Source organism: Pontibacter deserti (assembly GCF_023630255.1).
Taxonomy (GTDB): Bacteria; Bacteroidota; Bacteroidia; order Cytophagales; family Hymenobacteraceae; genus Pontibacter; species Pontibacter deserti.
The window spans coordinates 1,640,009-1,663,210 of record NZ_JALPRS010000001.1 but is presented as its reverse complement, the minus strand read 5'-3'; the positions used below and the strand labels follow the sequence as shown (position 1 = coordinate 1,663,210).

At 46.9% G+C, this 23,202-nt stretch carries 20 protein-coding genes; 13 read left to right on the top strand and 7 right to left on the bottom strand.

All coding sequences use genetic code 11. From position 1 onward, the window contains the following. On the top strand, positions 1–768 hold the full coding sequence (locus MJ612_RS07145) for an ABC transporter permease subunit (protein WP_187032795.1): 768 nt from the start codon (positions 1–3) through the stop codon (positions 766–768). Positions 769–875: 107 nt separating this feature from the next. Here MJ612_RS07145 and MJ612_RS07140 read toward each other — a convergent pair whose 3' ends face one another. The 4 genes from MJ612_RS07140 to MJ612_RS07125 all read right to left on the bottom strand — a co-directional run bounded on the left by MJ612_RS07140 (position 876) and on the right by MJ612_RS07125 (position 4,261). Continuing rightward, positions 876–1,088 (bottom strand): hypothetical protein, encoded by a 213-nt coding sequence (locus MJ612_RS07140; RefSeq protein ID WP_187032793.1) that lies wholly within the window; start codon positions 1,086–1,088, stop codon positions 876–878. A gap of 145 nt (positions 1,089–1,233) precedes the next feature. Beyond that, positions 1,234–2,430 carry a proline dehydrogenase family protein gene (locus MJ612_RS07135; RefSeq protein WP_187032791.1) on the bottom strand — a complete coding sequence of 399 codons (1,197 nt, stop codon included), beginning with the start codon at positions 2,428–2,430 and terminating at the stop codon, positions 1,234–1,236. A gap of 2 nt (positions 2,431–2,432) precedes the next feature. Further along, a complete protein-coding gene (locus MJ612_RS07130; protein WP_187032788.1) occupies positions 2,433–3,800 on the bottom strand; it encodes a cbb3-type cytochrome c oxidase subunit I in 1,368 nt (455 codons plus the stop codon). Between the two features lie 8 nt (positions 3,801–3,808). After that, positions 3,809–4,261, bottom strand: a complete 453-nt coding sequence (locus MJ612_RS07125) for a c-type cytochrome (protein ID WP_187032786.1) — start codon at positions 4,259–4,261, stop codon at positions 3,809–3,811. 215 nt (positions 4,262–4,476) lie between these two features. On the opposite strand from MJ612_RS07125, the gene MJ612_RS07120 reads away from it, so the two are divergent. Next, entirely contained in the window at positions 4,477–5,106 is a 630-nt protein-coding gene (locus tag MJ612_RS07120) for a thioredoxin family protein (RefSeq protein WP_187032784.1), read from the top strand. 33 nt (positions 5,107–5,139) lie between these two features. Continuing rightward, complete coding sequence (locus tag MJ612_RS07115) at positions 5,140–6,432, top strand: hypothetical protein (protein ID WP_187032782.1); 1,293 nt, start codon at positions 5,140–5,142, stop codon at positions 6,430–6,432. A 48-nt stretch (positions 6,433–6,480) separates the two neighbouring features. Here MJ612_RS07115 and MJ612_RS07110 read toward each other — a convergent pair whose 3' ends face one another. Both MJ612_RS07110 and MJ612_RS07105 read right to left on the bottom strand, forming a co-directional pair. Next, a complete protein-coding gene (locus MJ612_RS07110) occupies positions 6,481–6,876 on the bottom strand; it encodes a group III truncated hemoglobin (protein WP_187032780.1) in 396 nt (131 codons plus the stop codon). Positions 6,877–6,974: 98 nt separating this feature from the next. Continuing rightward, positions 6,975–10,268, bottom strand: a complete 3,294-nt coding sequence (locus MJ612_RS07105; RefSeq protein WP_187032778.1) for a vitamin B12-dependent ribonucleotide reductase — start codon at positions 10,266–10,268, stop codon at positions 6,975–6,977. A 489-nt stretch (positions 10,269–10,757) separates the two neighbouring features. On the opposite strand from MJ612_RS07105, the gene ric reads away from it, so the two are divergent. The 10 genes from ric (at position 10,758) to rnk (ending at position 20,309) form a co-directional block, all read left to right on the top strand. Further along, the gene (gene ric, locus MJ612_RS07100) at positions 10,758–11,720 is read left to right on the top strand and encodes an iron-sulfur cluster repair di-iron protein (RefSeq protein WP_187032776.1); all 963 of its coding nucleotides are present in this window, start codon (positions 10,758–10,760) and stop codon (positions 11,718–11,720) included. A gap of 135 nt (positions 11,721–11,855) precedes the next feature. Then, positions 11,856–12,359: a hemerythrin domain-containing protein gene (locus MJ612_RS07095; RefSeq protein WP_187032774.1), complete on the top strand. Its 504-nt coding sequence runs from the start codon at positions 11,856–11,858 to the stop codon at positions 12,357–12,359. A gap of 2 nt (positions 12,360–12,361) precedes the next feature. Continuing rightward, positions 12,362–13,198: a DUF2249 domain-containing protein gene (locus tag MJ612_RS07090; RefSeq protein ID WP_187032772.1), complete on the top strand. Its 837-nt coding sequence runs from the start codon at positions 12,362–12,364 to the stop codon at positions 13,196–13,198. Between the two features lie 8 nt (positions 13,199–13,206). Further along, positions 13,207–14,514, top strand: coding sequence for a hypothetical protein (locus MJ612_RS07085; RefSeq protein WP_187032770.1), 1,308 nt, complete (start codon positions 13,207–13,209; stop codon positions 14,512–14,514). Next, on the top strand, positions 14,495–14,812 hold the full coding sequence (locus MJ612_RS07080) for a metal-sulfur cluster assembly factor (protein ID WP_187032768.1): 318 nt from the start codon (positions 14,495–14,497) through the stop codon (positions 14,810–14,812). The genes MJ612_RS07085 and MJ612_RS07080 overlap by 20 nt, the downstream gene beginning before the upstream one ends. Positions 14,813–14,856: 44 nt before the next feature. After that, entirely contained in the window at positions 14,857–15,339 is a 483-nt protein-coding gene (locus MJ612_RS07075; RefSeq protein ID WP_187032766.1) for an RrF2 family transcriptional regulator, read from the top strand. Between the two features lie 58 nt (positions 15,340–15,397). After that, entirely contained in the window at positions 15,398–16,444 is a 1,047-nt protein-coding gene (gene nadA / locus MJ612_RS07070; RefSeq protein WP_187032764.1) for a quinolinate synthase NadA, read from the top strand. Next, positions 16,445–17,998 (top strand): L-aspartate oxidase, encoded by a 1,554-nt coding sequence (nadB, locus tag MJ612_RS07065; RefSeq protein WP_187032762.1) that lies wholly within the window; start codon positions 16,445–16,447, stop codon positions 17,996–17,998. 367 nt (positions 17,999–18,365) lie between these two features. Then, positions 18,366–19,928 carry an FMN-binding glutamate synthase family protein gene (locus MJ612_RS07060; RefSeq protein WP_187032760.1) on the top strand — a complete coding sequence of 521 codons (1,563 nt, stop codon included), beginning with the start codon at positions 18,366–18,368 and terminating at the stop codon, positions 19,926–19,928. A 6-nt stretch (positions 19,929–19,934) separates the two neighbouring features. Continuing rightward, the gene (gene rnk, locus MJ612_RS07055) at positions 19,935–20,309 is read left to right on the top strand and encodes a nucleoside diphosphate kinase regulator (protein WP_187032759.1); all 375 of its coding nucleotides are present in this window, start codon (positions 19,935–19,937) and stop codon (positions 20,307–20,309) included. A 112-nt stretch (positions 20,310–20,421) separates the two neighbouring features. Here rnk and hrpB read toward each other — a convergent pair whose 3' ends face one another. Further along, a complete protein-coding gene (hrpB, locus tag MJ612_RS07050) occupies positions 20,422–22,968 on the bottom strand; it encodes an ATP-dependent helicase HrpB (protein WP_187033508.1) in 2,547 nt (848 codons plus the stop codon). Positions 22,969–23,202: the final 234 nt, after the last annotated feature.

The following is a 23,202-nucleotide window of genomic DNA, read 5'->3' as shown; positions in this document are numbered from 1 at the left end:
ATGAACAAGATCATCAAATACGTTTTCTACGACATCATCCGGAACAAGATTATAGTGGCTTATACTTTGTTCCTGTTGTTGCTTACTATCGGGTTATTTAACCTGGGCGGCAACCCGGATAAAGCTATACTTAGCCTGCTGAACATTGTACTGCTTACCGTGCCGCTGATCAGTATCGTTTTTGCCACTACGCACTTTTACAACTCCTATGAGTTTATGGAACTGCTGGTAGCGCAGCCTATCAACCGTAAAAAGATATTTATGAGCGAGTACCTGGGCGTGGCTTGTTCGCTTTCGGGGGCTTTTATACTTGGCGTGGGCGTGCCGATGCTGCTTTTTGGAGCAAGTATAACCGGTTTATACCTGGTGCTTACAGGCGTGTTCATAACGTTCATTTTTGTGGCGATGGCGTTCCTGGCATCTGTTATTACCCGTGATAAAGCCAAAGGTATAGGTATAGCACTGCTGCTGTGGTTTTACTTTGCCCTGATATATGATGGCATTGTACTGTTTATACTTTATTCCTTCAGCGATTACCCACTCGAGAATGCAACACTAGCTTTAACAGCCCTGAACCCGATAGATCTGGGCAGAATAATTGTATTGCTGAACCTGGATGTATCGGCACTGATGGGTTACACCGGTGCCCTTTATAAGAGTTTGCTGGGTAATTTGTGGGGTATAGGGCTGGCCTTTGGTTTGTTGCTGGTGTGGGTGATCGTTCCTTTTATGAGTTCCAGGAGGATCTTCTCAAGACGGGATCTGTAGTATAAACCACCAGTTATAGCATTTAAGAATAGTAGGTGTTTTGGTGATTTTTTAGAGCGCAGAATCTATGTTCTGCGCTCTTGTTTTTTGAAAAACTGAGATACTGCTTATTGTTGTTGCTGGTCTATTTCGGTTGAAGATGAAACCGTATCTACCTCCATACTGGCAGAGTCGCGGGTAGTTTCCAGTTGAGGTGATACTTCTTCCCCAGATCCTACTTCAATGTTTTCTTCGCTTGTAGCATGTTCGTCATCGTTGCCTGTATTTGAGTTGCAGCCAAAAATAAACAGTCCTAATGATATGATTAATAGCTTTTTCATAGTTTAAATTTTTTGGTTAAGCTATAAAAACGTGCTGTAGGTGTGTGAGTTACATAAAAAGCCAAGGCATTAGATTTAAAACAAAGCAAATGGACCTAATAGTAGCTGATTACTATCAGGTCCAAAAGTATGATTCATATTGATTTTATAGTTTACGCCGGCGCAGTTCTTGCTGTAACATGTTTAACTCACGACCCATTTGTCCGGCTATGGACGTATTCTCTTCCGCTCTCCTAATCAGGTAAGGAACAGCTGTGGCCACATCGCCATAAGGCACATACTTGGATGCATTAAAACCAGCATCAGCCAGGTTAAAGGTCAGGTTGTCGCTCATGCCGTACAGTTGCGAAAAATGAATACGTTTCTGCTGGTTCTCAATGTTATCTTTCCGGATTCGCTTGGTCAGGTAAGTCGTGCTGTACTCGTTGTGCGTAGCGGCACACAGTTCTGCCTGGTGCAGGTGGTTCAGGGTAATGTCTATAGCCTGGTTAAAGCTCTGGTCTGTGTCAGCTTTCACCGTAAACACCGGGCAAGGGTAGTTATACTTCCGGGAACGTTCCTGCTCTTTCTCCAGGTAGGCGCCGCGCACTATTTTTATACCTGCTATTACACCGGCAGCAGCGCAACGTTTCAGGCAGGCCTGCAGGTAAGCAATACGGTCGGTGCGGTACATTTGGAGGGTGTTAAAGATAACGGCACGAGCCTGGTTATACTTGTACATCATCTGTTCAGCCAGCTTATCCATTGGGTCCTGCATCCAGCTTTCTTCGGCATCAATGTACAGGGTAAGGTCGGCTTTGGCAACGGCGCTGCAAACAGCATCCAGGCGCTGTTCCGTTCTGGCATAAGCATGCTGTTCTGCCTGTGTAAGCGATTTGTTTTCCTGTAATTTCTCGAAGATATCCTTGTGGCCTATACCTGTCAGCTTTATACTCAGGTAAGAGAAGGATTTGAGTTTATCGGCAAGGACAATGTTGCGCAGTATCTCGTCGCGCACGGCATCAAAACCCGCTTCATTTTCCTGCGCTTCGGCGGCATAATCAAGCACAGTATGTACACGGGCTGCAGCCAGCCTGGCAACTACGGCCTGAGCTTCCTGCACGGTCTCGCCACCGCAAAAATGCCTGTAAATTGTTTTCCGTATCAGCCCCTTAATTGGCAGGCCCAGTTTTAGCCCCCAGTTGGTTGCTACACCACCCAGTTTTACCAGTGCCGGTTTGCCCATCATGGTAAATAGGAAGTTGGCCAGTATTAACTCTTCATTAGTTTTGGTACAGAAAGCCACTTGCAGGTTTTCAGGGTCGAAGTGGCGGATTGGTTGTTGTACTATCGTATTATCCATGGTTATAAAGGCTGTAAATGCCGTTGAGGTTGTTCGGGATGGGGTAGTTTTTTGAGTTTCAGGATAGTAGTAAGAAGTGGCCATACCATAAGTACAATACCTGTTGCCACCCCTAAACCAGACATTGCAAAGCCGATGAACCAAGGTATAAGTTGCTGCATGAGGATGGCATGCGGAAGATCCGGGTTATCAGTCTGAAGTATGGCTTTCCCTATACCTGCACCTATCAGGGCTACCCAGAAAATAAGTAGTGAAGCATTGCTCAGGTATAAACCCCTGTTCAATAGTTTCAGTTTAGGCTGACTGAAATCACCAAAAAAGCGGCTGCAGGCATAACAAACCGATGCCAGCAACAACATGGTATTAATGCCTATGGTGGTACCCATTGCGTGAGCCACGGTAATGTGCGTGCCATGCGAGTAAAGATTTATTGCCGGCACCGACATCAGGATAGCCATGACCAGGTTTAACAAGATCCAGATATCGGCAGCGGTGAAGAAGCGGTAAGATAGGATGTGTTTATACTTTTGTGCCTGGCTCAGGCTGCTGCGCCAGTTCCAGATAATTTTGGCAAGTATAAGCAGCTCGGTCATGCTCACGAGGTAAGCCGTATACCGGATAATATTGCTGACAGGCAGGTTGTAAATGTGGTGCCCCCAGTTAAACATGAGGTTAAACAAGCCCAGGAAGAACATAAAAAAAGTGAGGGGTTTTCGGGCTGTCGTTTTATCACCGCTGATTTTTTCCATCACAAACAGAGCGCTTCCGTTTATCAGCATGTTCCAGGAACCAACCAGCGAACCGTAGGATTTCCACTGCACAGCCATGTCACGCACCAGGTTCTGTTTAAAGTAAGGCAACAGCCACAGGTAAGATTCGGCAAACGAAAGTATAAAGAACACTATACCGGAAAGCCACATCCAGCGGTAAACAGGCCAGGGCTCTTTTGCAGGTTTATGCCGGATGCTCTTATAAAAGTTGATGCCTAGAAGTATAAAAGAAGCTGCGATAAGTAATCCAAGTATGGGCGGGTATTCCCAATACTCGCGGCCACCAAAAATGCCGGCTATGTAGCAGCCAGGTATAGCTACAGCTGCCGTTAACAATAACAGATACTGCCCCAGTCCCAGCTTGTTTGCCAACCTGGTTTTATGCTTTGGCAGGTATAAGTATAAGCCACCGATGGCTGTAAATAGTATCCAGAAAATAACAGACGAGACGTGCAGGGGGCGAAGTTTGGTAAAAGGTAAGAGGTCGCGGAGTTCCTGCGGAAACAGGTAGAAGATACCTCCTAGACTGCCAAATAAAATGCCTGCTACCAGGAAACAAAGGCCAGTGGCAATACTCAAGAACCCGATGGATCTGTTCATGTGTTAGGTTAGTTGCGTGGGGACTTTTTCCTCTTAGGATGAATCTGACCAAAGTTATCGGCCAGGAAATGCTCTCTTCCCGATTTCCCTGTTTTGTCGGCTTCTATCAGAAAAGCTACAAGTGCATCCACATCCTTTACACTTAAGTTAAAATCAGGCATGGTTGCTGTACCGTTTTGTAATACAGCTCGCACGTAACTTTCGCCCTTACCCTTGGCAGACATCACATTTGTAACATCGGGGCCAATGTAACCACCCAACCCATAAAACTGGTGGCACGCAGAGCAGTTATGTTTCTGCCAGATGTGTTTGCCCTGCAGGGCTAGTTCCTGTTGCGGTAGAGGCGCAGTATCCGGTACTTCGGCAGTATAAACAAAGGCAGTAAAAAACAGGAAGCAGATAAAAAGGCAACCATAAATGCATTTGATTCCAATTGCTGTACCAAGGATACGATCTAACATAGGCAGGAACTTTAATATGGTAACATCCTGCAAGCTACCTATACTAGTCACTACCTGAAATGAGTATCGTCAGTCACAAAAGTGACATGCATCATTTAATTATCATCATTCCGAAGTCCCTGTAAAAAGAAGATAAAATACTTATCATAAGTGACTTGGATCACTTTATGGATCAACAGCTTATGCTATACTTGCATCATTAAAATGCTCAAATTATGATACCTTCAGAAACATACTATACCGAGCTGGTAAACCCGATGACGTACCAGCAATTTAAAGCCTTGACCGAAGAACTGATTGCCCTGAACAAAACAACCGGCGATGAACAGACGGAGCAGAAAATAAACTTTACAAAACTGAACCAGCAGCGCATGAAGCGCGTGGAAAAGCAATTTGTAATACAGCCAGAACTTAATGAACTGTTGGCACAAAACAATGTGAACTGGAACTGGCTTATACTTGTAGAAAGCTGGTGCGGCGACGGGGCTCAACTGTTACCCGCCATTGCTGCCATAGCGGAGCAAACACCAGGTATAACTCTGACTGTGCTGCTCCGCGATGAGAACCCCGAACTGATGAATACCTGCCTGACAAACAACAGCCGGTCTATACCTAAATTAATTTGTATAGATGCGGAAACCGGCGAGCGTATATTTACCTGGGGACCACGCCCGACTGCTATTCAGGAACAGGTAAAACAGTTTAAGACACTAAACCCGGAAGTCAGCCACGACGAACTGGTGCAGCAAATTCAATTGTGGTATGCCAAAGACCGCAGCCAGGCGTTGCAGCAGGATTTATACTTGCTGATTTCTGAGGTTTTAAAACAAGTTTCGATAGCTTAATTTGCAGCTGCGTAAAACTGAAAAACAGCATACTTGAACCTGCACTTAAAAAGAAACTGGCTTTTAGCTGCACTACTCAACCTGGTGCTTATTGCCATGTTGGGCCTGTTGCTGCGCTGGACATTTGTAGTACCTGTTACTGTGCTGAACTATAAATTCCTGCTACACGCGCACTCGCATGTGGCGCTGCTTGGGTGGCTTTACCCGGCACTTTTTATTGCACTTTTGCATGCGTACTTGCCAGCAGATTTACAGAGCAAGAAAACGTATACCTGGCAATTCTGGCTGGCGCAGGGGGCGGTGCTGGGCATGTTACTGAGTTTTCCGGTGCAGGGGTATGGGGCAGTTTCCATAACTTTTTCTACGGTGCATATTCTCTTTACCTACTGGTTTATTTACCGCTTCCTGAAAGATGCCAAAACTGCAAAAGTAAGTGTTGGTACCTATAGTTTGTCGTTCCGGTTTGTGAAGGCTGCCTTGTTTTTCCTGGCGCTTTCGTCGCTGGGGCCCTGGAGTATGGGGCCGGTCATGGCGACAGGTAACAGCTTTACCGAACTATACTATAATGCCATCTATTTTTACCTGCATTTTCTGTACAACGGCTGGCTCACATTTGCAGTCTTAGGCTTATTATTCTGGTTACTGGAGAAGTATAAGATCAGCTTTAATGTAAAGTATAGTTTGCTGTTTTTCAGGCTGATGTTCTGGGCCTGTTTGCCTGCTTACCTGCTGTCTGTGCTCTGGATAAAACCGGATGCTATCGTTTACTTTTTAGGTGGAGTCGCAGCGCTGACCCAGGTAATTTCTTTGGCTATTCTGGTGTTTATACTTTGGCCGATTCGTAAGCAATTGCTGGGTTTATTTGGCAACTGGGCTCGGGCCATACTTATACTTGCAGCTACCGCTTTTATACTTAAAACCCTGATGCAGTTCACTACCACATTCCCATACATGGCAAATCTAGCTTATCAATTGCGCAACTTCATAATCGGTTACCTGCACCTGGTGCTTATCGGGTTCGTCAGCTTTTTTATACTTGCTTTTTTTGTGCAGCAGGGTTGGCTAAGTTTTAAAACAGCCCTAAGCCGGTGGGGGATAGGCCTGTTTATACTAGGCTTTTTTAGCAGCGAAGCCTTGTTATTCTTGCAAGGTATTTTTTACTGGGCAGGACTCGGAGCAATGCCACACTATAACGAGTTGCTATTTGGAGTAAGTATACTTTTGCCGTTCGGTCTGATCCTGTTCTTCATCTCGCAGTTTCGTGTTAATCGAAGTATAAATCTGGGCGAACTACAAGAGCCTGAATTTAAATTGAAGAGAGTATAAATAGCAGGTGCTTGCAGTGTTTACAAGATCGGAGAGCGTTTTTGCTTTTTACAGAATTGTCCTTCCCTTGTTCTGTTTATAGTATTCTATTTTGCTGGCGAACATATCGGCCATTTTCTGGGCACGCCATTTTGCTTCTTCTGCTTTCTCGCCGGTAAACAATTCGTCTATAGTTGTATAAAACAGCAGTATCCAGCGTTCAAAATGTGCTGCATCAACAGGCAGGGTAATGTGTTTTGAGCCGGGAGCGCCCTGGTAAGTCAGCTCATCGAGCAATACGGTTTGCCAGAAACGGTACATAATATCCAGGTGGCGCGCCCATCTGTCCTGAATGCGCTCGTCAAATATTGGTCCCAGCAATTCATCAGCCCGCACTCTTGTGTAAAAGGTATCTACCAGCAATTTTACATCCTCTAAACGCAGTATATCTTTCTTTTCTGTCATGTTGCAATTTACTTTAAAACAGTATAATTGTCATCTCGACGATAGGAGAGATCTGATTCAGATTTCTCACTACCATTCGAAATGACAAATTGATCATTTTAACTACAGCCTAAACTATTGCCGCAGTTCAAACACTTGTAACAGGTGCCGGAGCGGATAGTGATATGGCCACACACGTTGCAAATGGGGGCATCGCCCATCATGCTGGCCAGTACCTGTTGCGTTTGCTCCATCAGCACCGTTCTACTTTGGGTAACAACTGAGTAGCTCTTTCCATTGGTCTTGGTGGATGTTTCTGTAACTATAGTTGTTGCCTGCTCTGGTAGATTTACAGTTGGTGTTTCATCTATAATTTCCGGTTCTTCGGGCTGCACGTGCACCAGGTCTTTTCTGTTGAGGTACTCATACCCCAGCATCCTGAAAATGTAGTCGAACACCGAGGTAGCCGACTTTATATTCGGGTGCTCCACACGGCCGGCTGGTTCGAAACGGGTAAAGGTAAAGCGGTTCACAAACTCTTCCAGCGGCACGCCATACTGCAAACCCAGCGATACTGAAATAGCAAAGCAGTTAAGTATAGACCGGAAAGATGCACCTTCCTTGTACATATCAATGAACAACTCACCTAAAGATCCATCGGCATACTCACCTGTTCTGATATAAACCGTATGTCCATCTATTTTTGCCTTTTGGGTAAATCCGTTGCGTTTATCCGGTAGTTTGCGGCGCTCCACCATGCGAGTCAGCTGCTCTCGGAAGCCTGCGTTAGATGCATCTGAAAGTATAGCTTTGGCTGCCTGCAACACTTGCTCTGCATTATATTTTTCGTTGGCTATACTTGTCTCGGCAGCAGGTTTTTCTTCGCTTACAGAGCTGCTGCTTTTTGATGTGAGAGGTTGAGAAAGTTTGCTGCCATCGCGGTAAATAGAGCAGGCTTTCAGACCCAGTTCCCAAGACAGTTCGTAGCAGCGGGCTACTTCTTCCACAGTGGTTTCGTTGGGTAGGTTTATGGTTTTAGAGATCGCCCCGGAAATGAACGGTTGCACCGCGGCCATCATTTTAATGTGCCCTTCGGCGTGTATAAAGCGTTTGCCTTTGCTGCCGCAGCGGTTGGCGCAATCAAAGACAGCGTAATGTTCAGGCTTCAGGTATGGCGCGCCTTCTACGGTCATTGTTCCGCAAACGTAGTCGTTCGCTTCTTCTATCTGTTTGGAAGTATAGCCTAAGGCATGCAGCAAATTAAACCCTGGGTTTTGGTACTCAGCTGAAGTATAACCTAAACGCTGTAAACAGGCTTCGCCTAAAGTATAAACATTAAAGAGCGACGACAGATCATATGCTTTTGGTAATACTGCTTCCAGGTTGGTAATCTCCTCTTCTGTTAAACCTTTTTGTAGCAAAGATTCCGGGTTGATGTGCGGTGAGTCGGTAAGTGTACTATGGCCTTTGGCATAATTAACTATAGCCTCTATTTCTTCAGAACTATAACCTAATTTGTTAAGCGCGCCTGGTATAGATTGGTTGATGATCTTGAAATAACCACCACCCGATAGTTTTTTATACTTCACCAGCGCATAATCCGGCTCAACACCTGTCGTGTCGCAATCCATCAGTAACCCTATGGTTCCGGTTGGGGCGATAACGGTAGCCTGTGCATTTCGGTAGCCGTATTTTTTGCCTTGTTGCAGTGCTTCGTCCCAGGCGTGTTGCGCGGCTTTTAACAGGTAATCCGGGCAAAGCTGTTGGTCCAGGCCGTGTGGTTTTATACTTAGCTTTTCATAGTTCTCCGGTTGGTTATAAGTAGCAAAGCGGTGGTTGCGCATCACGCGCAGCATGGCTTCGCTGTTGATGTCGTATTTAGCGAAAGCCCCTAAGCTAGCAGCCATTTCAGCGGAAGTTCGGTAAGCGGAACCTGTCATTAGTGATGTGATACCTGCTGATAAAGCGCGCGCTTCGTCGCTATCGTAAGGCAGGCCCTGCACCATAAGCAGTGCGCCTAAGTTGGCATAACCCAAACCTATGGTTCTGTAATCGTAAGAGCGTTGCGCTACCACTTCAGAAGGAAACTGCGCCATCAGCACCGATATCTCCAAAACTACTGTCCACAGTCTGCAGGCATGTTCAAAAGCGGCTACATCAAAAGCTTGTTTCTCTTCATCAAAAAAGCGCAGCAGGTTAAGCGATGCCAGGTTGCAGGCCGTATCATCCAGGAACATGTATTCCGAGCACGGGTTTGAGGCATTAATTCTGCCTTCAGCCGGAGAGGTGTGCCACTCGTTTATAGTTGTATCGAATTGCACGCCCGGGTCGGCGCAGGCCCATGCTGCTTCTGCTATCTGCTTCCACAAATTACGCGCAGGTATAGATTTCAGAACCTTACCGTCGGTTCGGGCAGTCAGGTGCCAGTCTCCGTTCTGGTGCAGCGTTTTAAAGAAGGTATTTGGTATCCGTACTGAGTTGTTGGAGTTCTGGCCGGAAACCGTATTGTATGCTTCGCCTTCAAAATCGCCGGAATAGCCGGCAGCAATAAGGGCAGCTACTTTTTTCTCTTCGTCCTTTTTCCAGTTTATAAATTCCTGAATCTCCGGGTGATCCAGGTCCAGGCACACCATTTTAGCGGCCCGTCGAGTAGTGCCACCCGATTTTATAGCCCCGGCTGCGCGGTCGCTCACCCTTAAAAACGACATTAGTCCCGACGAAGTACCGCCACCCGAAAGTGCTTCATCCTTACCTCTTATACTTGAAAAGTTAGTGCCAACCCCAGAGCCATACTTAAACACACGTGCTTCCTGCACCAGCAGGTCCATTATACCGCCTTTCTGGCCCAGGTCGTCCTGCACCGAAAGTATAAAACAGGCATGTGGCTGCGGGCGCTCAAAAGCAGAACCTGATTCCTTCATTTCGCCTGTGTCCGGGTCTACATAGTAGTGTCCTTGAGATTTACCCGTGATGCTATAGGAATTATAAAGCCCGGTATTGAACCACTGAGGCGAGTTAGGTGCTGCGTACTGGCCCAGCAGCATATACACCAGTTCATCATAAAACACCTGTGCATCCTGCTCCGAAGCGAAATAGCCATACTTACTGCCCCAGTCCTGCCAGCATTTTACCAGGCGGTGCACCACTTGTTTAGCAGATTTCTCAGCGCCGGTTCTACCATCGGCCTGTGGTACACCTGCTTTACGCAGGTATTTTTGAGCAAGTATATCTGTCGCGATCTGCGACCATTGTGTTGGTACTTCTACATCGTTCAACTCTGCCACCACATCGCCGGTCGGGTTGCGGATAGTGGAGGAGCGGAGCTCGTAACGGAACATGTCGTAGGCATTTTGCGCTGCGGTGGTAAAGTGCCGGGCGAAGGACAGGCCAGCTGGACGTTTACTTTTCTTCATAGGGGTAGCTCTATAAATTTTATAAGGGTTTCGGTAACAGGTGTTGCGCCTTTTGGGCAGCAGGGTTGTATTATTTGGTCAGCACAACGTGCGTTATAGTTCAGTCATTCCTGACTTCTAAAGCAGACCGGAAAACAACCGGCAACAGACCTATATAGCAGTTCACTATATTTTGAGTTCACCAAGCTATCAACTATAAATCTGAATCAGGATGAGCAAGGTCACTCTTATAAATGACTTCGGTCATTTTCGTTTTTTTACTATAATAGTATACTTGTAAAGCGGATTTAAGTCTTTGAAAATCAGTTTTATAGTTATTTGTAAAGACGTGAGCCAGTAAGTTCTTAAATCTTAAATAAACTGTTGATGAACCTGTTGTAAAGGTAAGAGATGAAATAAAATAATAAAATACCTTTTTATCTTTTATTTTAAAAATACGTCATATACCTTTACGCCGGTGATTGATTACAACAACAAAATTTAACCATTATGGAAACCACACAAAGCATAGAAAAAACACTGGACGTAACCGTTCTGGAGCCACGCATGAAGCACCCGACCATTTTCGAATGGTTCGATAACCTGAAAGGTGGCGAAGCTTTTATCATACACAACGACCACGATCCGAAACCACTTTATTACCAACTGTTGGGTGAGCGTGGCAATACATTTAAATGGGAGTACCTGGAGCAGGGCCCGGAAGTATGGGAAGTGCGTATCGGTAAACTTACCCCCGAAGAAGGCGAAACTGTAGGCGAGCTGGTAGCCAAAGATTACCGCAAAGCACAGGTATTTAAAAAGTATGGCATCGATTTCTGCTGCGGCGGTAAAAAATCGGTGGCACAGGTTTGCAAAGAAAAAGGCATTAGCCAGGATGAGCTGGAGCAGGAGCTGTTAGCGATGGATGAAGCCAAAAAAGCGCGCGAAGCAGAATACGATAAATGGGAGCCATCGTTCCTGGCAGACTATATTGTGAACATGCACCATAAATATGTGCGCGAAGCCATACCTGCCCTGTATGAATATACTACTAAAATTGCCCGCGTACACGGTCAGCGCCACCCGGAGCTAATAGAAGTTGTAAAGCACTTCACTAACGTAGCAAACGAGCTGGAATCGCATATGCCAAAAGAAGAGCGCGTGCTATTCCCTTACATTAAGCAGCTGGACGAAGCGAAGAAAAGTGGCGTGAAGATGGAACCTGCTGCCTTCGGATCTATCCAGAACCCGATAAATATGATGGAGATGGAGCACGAGCATGCCGGTACTGAACTGGAGAAAATCCGTGAGCTTACAAACGGCTATACTTTGCCGGCGGATGCCTGCGCTACCTACACTGTTGCTTTCAAGAAATTGAAAGAGTTTGAAGATGATCTCTTCCGCCACATCCACTTAGAGAACAATATCCTGTTCCCGAAAGCACTGGAGATGGAAAAAGAAGTAGTTAAATAAAACTACAGTTTATGGGCTTGATGGATTGGCAGGATTACCAACTATACTTTTCCTGCGATTAAAAGATCCTGCTGATCCTGATGTCCTGTAAAACTGAGTTTAGAAATTGCATAACGGGCGCTGCCCACCACTGCCATGAAAAAGGCAATAACTCCCCAAAAAAGAGATAAAAGTTTAGTTCCACTGTCACGTGAGCACCACTTTGGCCTGCTGTTCTGTTGGAAGCTCCGCCAGGGGCTGAAGAATGGGACCGACCTGAATTTGATCCGTGCGTACGTGCGCTATTTCTGGGATACTATTTTAAAAGAGCACTGCGAAGAAGAAGAATGGGTGCTTAAAAGGCTGCTGAAAACAGATGATACAGTTCGGGGCAGACTGGAAGAAGAGCACAGGTTGCTGCACTCGCTGGTTGAGCTGATTGAAGACGGAAGCCCGATGAACAAAGAGCTGTTTAAAGTGCTGGAGCAGGACCTGACAGACCACATCCGTTGGGAGGAACGCGAGCTGTTCCCGTACCTGCAGGCCGTAGCGCACTCTGATGAACTGGAGCTGGTTGGGCAACTGCTAAGCCATAAACATGATCCGCGCATGGACACTTTTACACCTGAGTTCTGGACAAAAAAAGCGCAAGCCGAATAGCCATGAACATTGCAGCCAACACCAAAATATCGGCACTGATAAAAGAAAACCCTGCCGCCATATATGCTATTGCAAGTATAAACAAGCACTTTGAGAAGCTTCGAAACCCGGTTTTGCGCAAGATACTGGCATCACGGGTAACTATAGCTGATGCGGCCCGGATCGGAGGTTGCGATATAGAAATGTTTTATCAGAAGCTGGAGCCACTTGGCTTTATAGTTGGCAACACCGCAAACACAGATACTTTAAAACAAAATACGATGCAAACACCTGAAACCACCACTGGCACACAGCCGGCTTATCTGGCACAACTACCGGAGCAAAATATACTTACCCTGGATGTTTGCGAAGATATAGCCACCGGTAACGATCCGTTCCTAAAGATAATGAACGCAGTGGAGGAGATAGGAGGGAACAATGCCTTGCTGATCATCAACACCTTCGAGCCAACACCACTTATCGCCATCCTGAAAAAGAAGGGCTATAGTTTCTGGACGGATGTGAAGAACGAGAACCTGGTTTATACTTACTTCTGGCTTGAACAGGAAACTGACGAAGCTCCACAGACGGAAACTATAAAACCTGCGAAAAACAGCTTTGAAGATATGATGTCCCGCTTTGCCGGTAAGGTAAAACGCATTGATGTGCGTGCTATGGAAATGCCGCAGCCTATGGTAACTATACTTGGTGAACTGGAAGTGTTGCCTGCCGATGAAGCCCTGTATGTGGTGCACAAACGGGTACCGCAGTTCCTATTGCCTCAACTGGAGGAGCGAGGCTTTAACATAACTATACAAGAGGTTGGCCCTAACCAGGTTGACTTACTGATCTATAAATAACCAAAACGATGAGCACTGCCACTACATCTAATTCGCCGGGCAAATGGGTTGTGCTGCCGCATTACGTGTTTGCTGCCCTGGCTTTTGTAGCGCTCAGCATTCTACTGCTCTTCTCTACCGATGCCTTCAGTGGTCACTATTTCCACCCGAAACTGCTGACTTTAACACATGTGGCCGCACTGGGCTGGGCAACGATGCTTATTTTCGGGGCGCTTTACCAACTGCTGCCGGTGGTGCTGGAGTGCAAACTATACTCTGAGAAACTGGCAACTATAGCCTTCGGATTTTTGGGTGCCGGAACTATACTTCTGGCCTGGTGCTTCTGGAATTTTGAATTGGGCCATGTCATGCACGTGGCTGCCTGTAGCCTGGTCATCTCTTTTATACTTTTCAATATCAACGTCATCCAAACCGCCCGACTCGCCCCCAAATGGACCATAGAATCTGATTTTATAGTTACTTCGGCTATCTGGCTGCTGGTTACAGGTATAGTGGGTCTGGTTATGGTGCTGAACTTTACAATGGCTTTTCTGCCGGTAGAGCACACGCATTACCTGAAATTGCACGCACACATTGGTATGGCCGGCTGGTTTTTGCTGCTGATAATCGGAGTAGGAGCGAAGCTGATCCCGATGTTCTTACTGGCACATGCCGAGAGCTTTAAAAAACTAAACTGGAGCTATAACCTGATCAATGCCGGGCTAGTGTTTTTCATTTTCGATCATCTGTTCTTTCATACGGCTCTATTACCGGTTTATGCGGGGCTGGTAGTTGGGGGCGTGCTGCTGTTTATGCTATTCATTTACGAAACTAGCAAAACACGCCAGCGCCACGACGTGGATCTGGGTATGAAACAGACGTTTGTAGCCCTTGGCTTACTGGTATTGCCTATTGTGCTGGTGTTTATAGTTAGCAGTAAGGTAGCATTGCCGCAACAGCTTTTATCGTCGGTTTATCTGGTATATGGCATTTCCGTTTTTCTGGGATTTATCTCGGCCATTATACTTGGTCAGACCTTTAAAACTTTGCCATTTATAGTTTGGATGCACGCTTACGAAGCCTATGTGGGTCGCTTTAAAACGCCGCTTCCAAAAGACCTTTACAACCATACTATTCAGCGCTGGCAGAACATCAGTTACCTCCTCGGGTTTATACTTCTGATAACGGGTATACTGCTGCGCAACCAACAACTTATACTTGCCGGTGCTATCGGCTTTACCATCACATCGTTGCTATACACGGCCAATGTGTTTCAACTGCTCATGCATAAAGTTCAGGAACTAAAACCTTTTTCCTATGGAAACGCAAGTGTCTGAAGACTTCGGAAATGAAGTTTACGAAACCTTAAAATACATCATCGACCCTGAAGTGGGTATTAATATAGTTGACCTGGGCCTGATCTATAGTGTGAGCCTGGATGGCGAACTGCTTGAAATAGAGCTGACCCTGACAACACCCGGCTGCCCCATGAGCGGCACCATCGTAAATGCAACAGAGCAGATCCTGTTAAAACGTTTTCCGAACCTGGATGTAAAGGTAAACCTGGTATGGTCGCCGCCGTGGTCTACGGAAATGATCACAGAAGAAGGGATGCGGCAGTTGGAAGGGAAATAGTACCTTTGCAGCCGTGTTAGTGTTAGAAGTATAAACAGTTTCTCATGTTATCGAAAACAACGGAATATGCCCTGCGCGCCATTGTATACATCGCTCTGAACGATGCACAGGGGCTTAAAGTAGGCATCAAGGAAATAGCGAAGGAGTTGGAACTGCCCGCGCATTTTATGGGCAAGATCCTGCAGGACCTGGTTCGTAAAGGAGTGATCGCATCTGTAAAAGGACCGGGTGGCGGGTTTTTCCTGCATCGCCAGGCCAGCGAAATCAGCCTGCTGGAGGTAGTAAAAACAATAGACGGACTGGAAGCTTTCCGGAAGTGCGGCATGGGCATGAAGCAGTGCTCCGATACACATCCCTGCCCGTTGCACGACGAGATAAAAGCTTACCGCAACCAATTGCTACGGGTATTTGATACGAAAACAATACAAACGCTGGTAGATGGGATTAACTCAGGGGAGTATTATATTACCAACCTGCACGAAGAGCTGCCAAAAGAAAGTATATCCGAACCCGGATCAAAGGAATAATCTATAGTTCTGACAAAACAATAGTAGAATCTTAGTCTAACACAAACACACAACACACATGCTTTCTACCCAAACCCGGGGCGCCTTCTCTGAAAAACTCAGAGCCATGGAACCTGTTGCCCTGCCCGCACAAGAAGAAGCCGCTTTACTGGATGCTGTAGAAGAAATTCGCGAACTGAAGAAAAAGCATAATGCAGTAGTGCTGTCGCATTTTTATATGCCGGCCGAGCTGCAGGTAAAACACGAAGATGGCGGTATTGCCGATTTTGTAGGCGACTCGCTGGGGCTGAGCGTGGCGGCCAAAACTGTGGAAGCGGATTACATTATTTTCTGCGGGGTGAAGTTTATGGCGGAGACGGCCAAGATCCTGAACCCAGCCAAACAAGTGTTACTTCCTAGTTTTGATGCCGGCTGCTCGCTCGCTGAAAGTATTACCGGCGAAGATGTGCGACTGCTGAAGAAACTATGGCCGGGCGTACCGGTAGTAGCTTATATCAATACCTACGCCGAAACCAAAGCAGAAGCCGACATCTGCTGCACCTCGCGCAACGCCATGGATATTGCCCGCTCGCTGGGCGGCGACAAGCTTATCTTTTTGCCAGACCTCTACATGGGCCGCAACCTGCAGACCAAAATAAAAGCCGAAACAGGTAAAGAACTTATACTTTGGGAAGGTAAATGTGAAGTGCATGAGCAATTTACGCCACAGCGCATAAACGGCCTGAAAATGATGTACCCTGAAGCGCAGGTGCTGGTGCATTGGGAAGTTCCGGACGATACTGTAACCGATGCCTTGAAAGGTGCAGGAGGTATAGTTGGCAGCACATCCGACATTATCCGTTTTGTAGGCGAGAGCGAGAGCCGTCAGTTTATACTTGGTTCTGAATGCGACCTGGGGGCAACACTGCGCGGCATGTATCCTGAAAAAGAATTTATAGTTCCGTGCATCAAGTGTCCGCACATGAAACAGATAACCATGCAGCGAACCCTTGAATCTTTGAAATCCATTGGAACAGCAAAGGAATTCTTGTTTGAAGTAACCCTGCCGGAAGACATCCTGAAGCGTGCACTTGCACCTATAGAGCGAATGTTGGCCTTTGCATAAATGGAAACGCTGAACTATGATTTTGTAGTATTGGGCAGCGGCATTGCAGGTTTGACATTTGCCCTGGAAGCTGCTGCACATGGTAAGGTGTTGGTGCTCTGTAAAGCTGCAATAACGGAAACCAACACTGCCTATGCACAGGGCGGTATAGCTGCGGTTTTAAGCAATATAGATTCTTTTGAGCAGCACGTGCAGGATACGCTTACTGCCGGCGCCGGCTTGTGCGACGAAACTGCAGTTCGGTTTATGGTTGAGCGGGCTCCTGAAAGTATAAAATGGCTACAGCTGCAAAGTGTGCAGTTCGATACTGCTCCCGATGAAACTATAGCTCTGGGTTTGGAAGGCGGCCATTGCCAGCACCGCATCGCGCACGTAAAAGACCACACCGGTTTAAGTATACAACAGGCGCTAAGCAAAGCAGCTTTTCAGCATCCCAATATCACCATTGCAGAATATCACCTGGGTATTGACCTGCTTACGCAAAGTATAAATCAGGAGAAGGTTTGTTACGGGGTGCAGGCGCTGGACCTGGTGAGCGGAAATTATAAAGCCATACTTGCCAAAGCTATAGTTTTAGCAACAGGTGGTTCGGGTCAGGTATACCAATACACCACCAATCCAACTATAGCTACCGGCGACGGACTGGCCATGGCATACAGGGCAGGGGCCACAATCCGGAATATGGAGTTTTTCCAGTTTCACCCGACAGCTCTTTACGATCCTGATTCTAAAGATACATTCCTGATAAGTGAGGCATTGCGCGGCGCTGGTGCAGAACTGGTTTTGCCGGATGGTACTGCCTTCATGCAACAATACCATCCGTTGGGCTCACTGGCGCCGCGCGATATAGTTGCCCGAGCTGTGTACGAACAAATACACCTGCATCATTCGCCCTGTTTATACTTAGATGCCACCCGTTTACCCGAAGGCAGGTTACAGAAGAATTTTCCTTTCATCTACACCAAATGTAAAAGTATAGGCATCGATGCTGCTGTGGAGTTTATACCTGTAGTTCCGGCGGCACACTACCAGTGTGGTGGCATAGCAACAGACCTGCACGGGCAAACATCAATATCCGGCTTATATGCTGTAGGAGAGGTGGCCTGCACCGGCGTGCACGGTGCAAACAGGCTGGCCAGTAACTCACTGCTGGAAGGTGTGGTATTTGGCAAAGCGGCTGCCGTTCATGTAACTTCCTCTTCTGCGTTACATTACTTTACATCCTTTAAGAGCCTGACCTATAGTTTACCGGGCTACGATAATGCTGCGGAACTGCTGCGATTAAAGGCTGAGTTGCAGGCAATGGTGTGGGAACACACTGGCATTGTACGTACCCGAAGAGGATTGGAAGCTGCCAGGCGTAAGCTTTCAGAAATTAAGCTTGAAGCAGAACAGATCAGGGTGTTCTCTCTTTTGTATTACGAACTTATAAACCTGCTTACTACAGCTGAACTAATTATAGAAGCCTGCCACCAAAGAACAGAAAGTATAGGCGGACATTACATAGAAGTAACATCTATACTACCTGAGCATCAGGTACCTGAACTAAGCTGAATAATTAGCTGAAACAATATATAGGTAAAGCAGCGTATACAAGGCAAAGTTGTTTTCCAATTTTATAACCGCTTACTTTGAATCATAATTAACTGACCGTGCTGCCACACCATAAATACATAGCTATTTTATCAATGCCACTCACTGGCTTTGTCGCAGCTTCGCATCACCTCTCCCTAAGCGATGTGCTTAACGGATACTGCCTTAACTTTTTCTCAGTTCCTAAGGACTTTAACAAGTAAGCCGGAAAACCTCTCCGGCCCCGACCACACGTGCTTTTAGTGTAAATTATGTTTGCAGCCTATAGTTGTCTGCAGCTGTTTGCGCTACCTGTTTTTCCTATTTTATTTCATTTTTGTTTACAGATATGTTAACTAAACTTAGCGTAAGACAATTGCTTGCAGTTGTTTTTGCTGCCAGTTATGCGCTCACTTTATACCTGGGTTACCAGGATATTTCCTTTTTATGGCTGCTTGTTTTAGTTGTGCCATTACACGTTATCTACCACCGGAATATTCGGCAAGGAAAACATTCTATACTGCGCAATTACCCATTGCTGGGCTATCTGCGCTACTTTTTCGAGAGTATTCGCCCGGAGCTGCGCCAGTATTTCTTCGAGTCTGACCTGGATGGAAAGCCATTCAGCCGCCGGCAACGCTCTATAGTTTACCAGCGCGCCAAAAACGTGCGCCAGACGGTACCGTTCGGCATGCAAGCCGATAGCCAGGAAAATGGTTTTGAGTGGATCGCGCATACCATGTTTCCGGTACATGTAAAAGAAGAAGATTTACGTGTAACGGTAGGCAGTAGTCGTTGTCAGCAGCCATATAGTGCCAGTATTTACAATATCTCTGCTATGAGCTATGGTTCGTTGAGTAAAACAGCTGTTATGGCGCTGAGCGGCGGGGCCAAATTAGGTGGTTTTGCGCATAACACCGGCGAAGGTGGTGTAAGCCCGTTCCATATAGAAGGTGGTGGCGATCTGATCTGGCAGATTGGTACCGGCTATTTTGGTTGCCGCGACAGCAAGGGAAATTTTTCAGAAACACTTTTCGAGGAGCAGGTAGCACATCCGCATATCAAAATGGTGGAGATCAAGCTATCGCAGGGAGCAAAACCTGGACATGGTGGTATACTTCCGGCTGCCAAAAATACGCCTGAGATCGCTGCTATCCGTAAAGTTGAGCCTTTTACCACAGTTGCTTCGCCACCGGCACACTCCGCTTTCAATGATCAGTTTACCATGCTGCTGTTCATCGAAAAGCTTCGTATTCTGTCGAAGGGTAAGCCGGTTGGTATAAAGCTTTGCATTGGTAACAAGCAGGAATTTGAGCGCCTTTGCCAGGAAATGATGCACAACCAGATCTTCCCGGACTTTATCACGATAGATGGGGCAGAAGGTGGTACAGGTGCCGCGCCGCTGGAGTTTACCGATAGCCTGGGCATGCCGCTTTACGATGCACTTTCCTTTGTGCAGGCGATGCTTGTGAAATATAAACTCAGAAAAGAGATACGGGTAATTGCAGCAGGTAAAATCATAACGGGTGTAGATATCATTAAAGCAATTTCACTGGGTGCAGATATGTGCTACAGTGCCCGTGGTATGATGTTCGCGTTAGGGTGCATACAGGCATTACAATGCGATTCAGGCCGTTGCCCGGTAGGTATTGCGACACAGGATAAGAGCTTATACAGTGGCTTGGATGTTTCAGATAAGCGTGTGCGCGTGGCGAACTTTCATACAAATACCATAAAGTCAACTATAGAAGTAATGGAAGCCTGTGGGTTCGGTAGCCTGGATAGTATAACTCCGGATAAGATATTCAGAAGAGTGGAGTCTGGCAAAACGCTGAGCTTTAAAGATATATACTTTGCTCAAACAGATGCAGGCTCTATACTAACCCAGGAACATCAATTTATACTTAACTGAACGTTTATGAATCCGATTTATCTGACTGAGAAAGATTACGAGCGCCTGCATAGTTTGGTGCAGGTACAACGCCAGAACGGTGGTGCTTCTGCCGTAGAGGGTTTATGCAAAGAACTGAAACGTGCGAAAGTGATAGCCTCGGAAGAAGTACCCGTAGATGTGGTTACCATGAATTCGTTTGTGCGGCTTAAAGATCTGAAGACCGGAAATGTAATGGAGATAACGGTGGTATACCCTAAAGATGCCGATCTGAGCGCACGGAAAGTGTCTATACTTGCTCCGCTTGCCACAGCTATACTTGGCTGCAAAGTAGGCGACGAAGTGGAGTGGCCCGCACCACAAGGGATGGTTTCTTATAAAGTAGAAGAGATACTATACTAACCGGAAGCTGCCGGAGATTTCTATTTATAAGTTGCAATCTAACTGAAAGATAATACTTGATGTGAATGTAAAAGCCACCAGTATTGGTGGCTTTCCAGTTTTGTAGTTGCAGTTACTGCGGTCTTTTCTTGGTGCCCCGCGTCGGAACAGCTGCCAACGGATCATCGGGCCAATGGTGTTTAGGGTAGCGGCCACGTAGATCTTTTCTAACATCAAAATAGCCGGTCGTCCAGAAGCTGCGGAGGTCGCGGGTAACCTGCACAGGCCGCGAAGCTGGGGAGAGTAGATGGATGAGTAAAGGTACTTTGCCACCACCAATTCTGGGCGTGTCCAGCATTCCGAAAACTTCCTGCAAGCGCACGGCAAGTATAGGTGTACTTGGGTCAGCATAATCTAACGCGATACGGGAACCGCTCGGTACTTCCAGGTGCGAGGGTGCCAGTCGGTCCATTTCCTGGCGTTGTTCCCAGCTCAGGTCAGAAAGTATAAGCTCATTAAAATCGAGGCGTGCTACCTGTTCTATACTCCGTAAACCTATAAGGTGCGGCAGCAGCCAATCCTCCATCGTTTCTTTCAGTGCTTCATCGGATACATCAGGCCAAAGGTCCGGCGACAGCTGTTGCAAAAACGCCAGTCGTTGTCGGGTTTTCATCGCTTGGTCAGACCATGGTAATCTTTCAATACCATTCTCACGCAGCATCTGTAGAAGTATAGTTGCAACAAGTTCCGCATCGGGGTTAGACTGGTTTGTTTCCTGAAGTATAAGTGCGCCAAGTTTCGTGATTTTTCGTGCTATAACCCTGCCGGTAGCCTCATCAAAACGAATTTCATCCAGCTCTTCCAGTTGCGCTATAAAATGCTCCAGCAGTTCGGCTTTGTTGATTGGTGCTGCCAGCAATACGCGGGGCTGGTTTCCGATTTCAAGGTGAGCTATACTATAAAAATCAGCTTCACTGAAAAGCTCTGTTGGCAAAGCTGCCCGCTGCCCGGTTACCAGTCTTACCCAACCTGATGACTCACGCTGGGCCAAGCGGTCGGGGTAGGCAAGTGCTGTTAAAATACCGGCAGCATCAGGGTTAATACTTTGGTTCGTGGTTCGTGTTCGTTGCATCAGGTGCTGGGCCTGTTCGCGAACTCGTCGAAGAGCATTTTCATCCAGCACAAAACCAGGTACGGGCGGACGTTTACCGGTTAATATTTCTAATCGCAGAGACAGGTCGGGCAACACATTTCCACGGCCAGTTTCCAGTTGCTTAAGGATGTCTTTTTCAGATAACAATGCGGCCAATGCACAGGCTGTAGCACCAAAGCCAAACTCACGGCCACGAATAACCAGATGACCTAATCTTGGAGAAAGGCCAAGCGATGCCAGGGCTTTGCCATGTGGAGTGGCATTACCAGAAGCATCTATGGCTTCGAGGCGGAGCAGCAATTCGCGGGAGAGAGCCATGGCAGCGGCAGGTGGAGTATCAAGCCAGTTTAAAGCAGCAGCATCTTTTACACCCCACATCGCCAACTCTAGTGCCAGGCCAGTCAGATCAGCCTCGCATATTTCCGGGTTTTGGCGGTCTGCGAGCTGTAACTGATCGGCAGTGGACCAGAGCCTGTAACAAACACCGGGACCCAAGCGACCGGCACGCCCTCGGCGCTGATCGGCAGCAGCTTTTGAAACAGGTATAGTTGCTAGGGTTGTAAGCCCCGTGCGGGGCACGAATTTAGGAACACGCGAGTAACCGCCATCTATCACAACTTTTACGCCTTCTATGGTTAAGCTGGTTTCGGCAATGCTGGTGGCTAAAACTATTTTGCGTCTTCCTTTAGGAGCAGGTTGTATGGCAGCCATTTGTTTGGAAAGCTGCAGGTCGCCATGCAGAATATGTAAGTCTATAGTTGGTGCCAGTTTGCCTTCCAGTTGTGCAGCTACTCTTCGCATTTCGCCTATGCCGGGCAGGAATACCAGTATATCCCCATCTACTTCATCTGTCAAGGCTTTCCGGATGGCTTTAGGTACCAGGTTGATGAGCCGTTCTGCAGGTCGGTTGCCGGCAGCGGCGACTTCTGAAGTTGGTAGATAATGCGTTTCAACAGGATACTGCCGGCCTTCGCTCGTGATAACAGGTGCATCTAGCCAGTTACCTATAGTTACGGCATCCAGCGTGGCACTCATCACTAATATCCGAAGGTCGGGTCTCAAAACAGCTTGTGCATCTAAAGCTAGAGCCAAACCCAGATCAGCCTGCAGGTTACGCTCATGAAATTCATCGAATATTATAGCTGCTATACCTTCCAGCGCTGGGTCATCCTGAATTAGCCGGGTAAGTATACCTTCAGTTACCACTTCAACTTTTGTGTTGTTCGAAACCACATGCTCCATGCGTACCCAATAGCCTACTGTCTGGCCAAGCGGCTCGTTTAGCAGGTCCGACATGCGTTGTGCGGCTCCGCGTGTAGCCAACCTGCGTGGCTCCAATACCAGTATCTTCCCATCGTTTCGCCAGTTGGCTTCGAGCAGAGCCAGCGGAACAAGTGTGGTTTTACCGGCACCAGGGGGCGCTTCCAGTACAACCCTTGGGTTTATTTCCAGGGCAGAGAGAAGGCGCGGCAGCGCTTCCTTTACAGGCAGGTCGGGTAAATTCTGAAGTATAGCAGTTGATAACATTTCCTGCAAAGTTCTGAATTATGTATGAGAATGTTACACGCTACCATACAAGTATACATTCATTAGGCAGTATTAAAACTAAAAGCGCCCGAAGTTATCCGGGCGCTTTTAAGTAATTACATCTTTGTGATTACCTTAGAGAGGTATAGTTACTCTTTCTTTTTTTTAGCTGTTTTCCTGAAATAAAAGGCTAATAAGGAAAGAGCTATCAGGAAAATAAACAGTTCTAACATT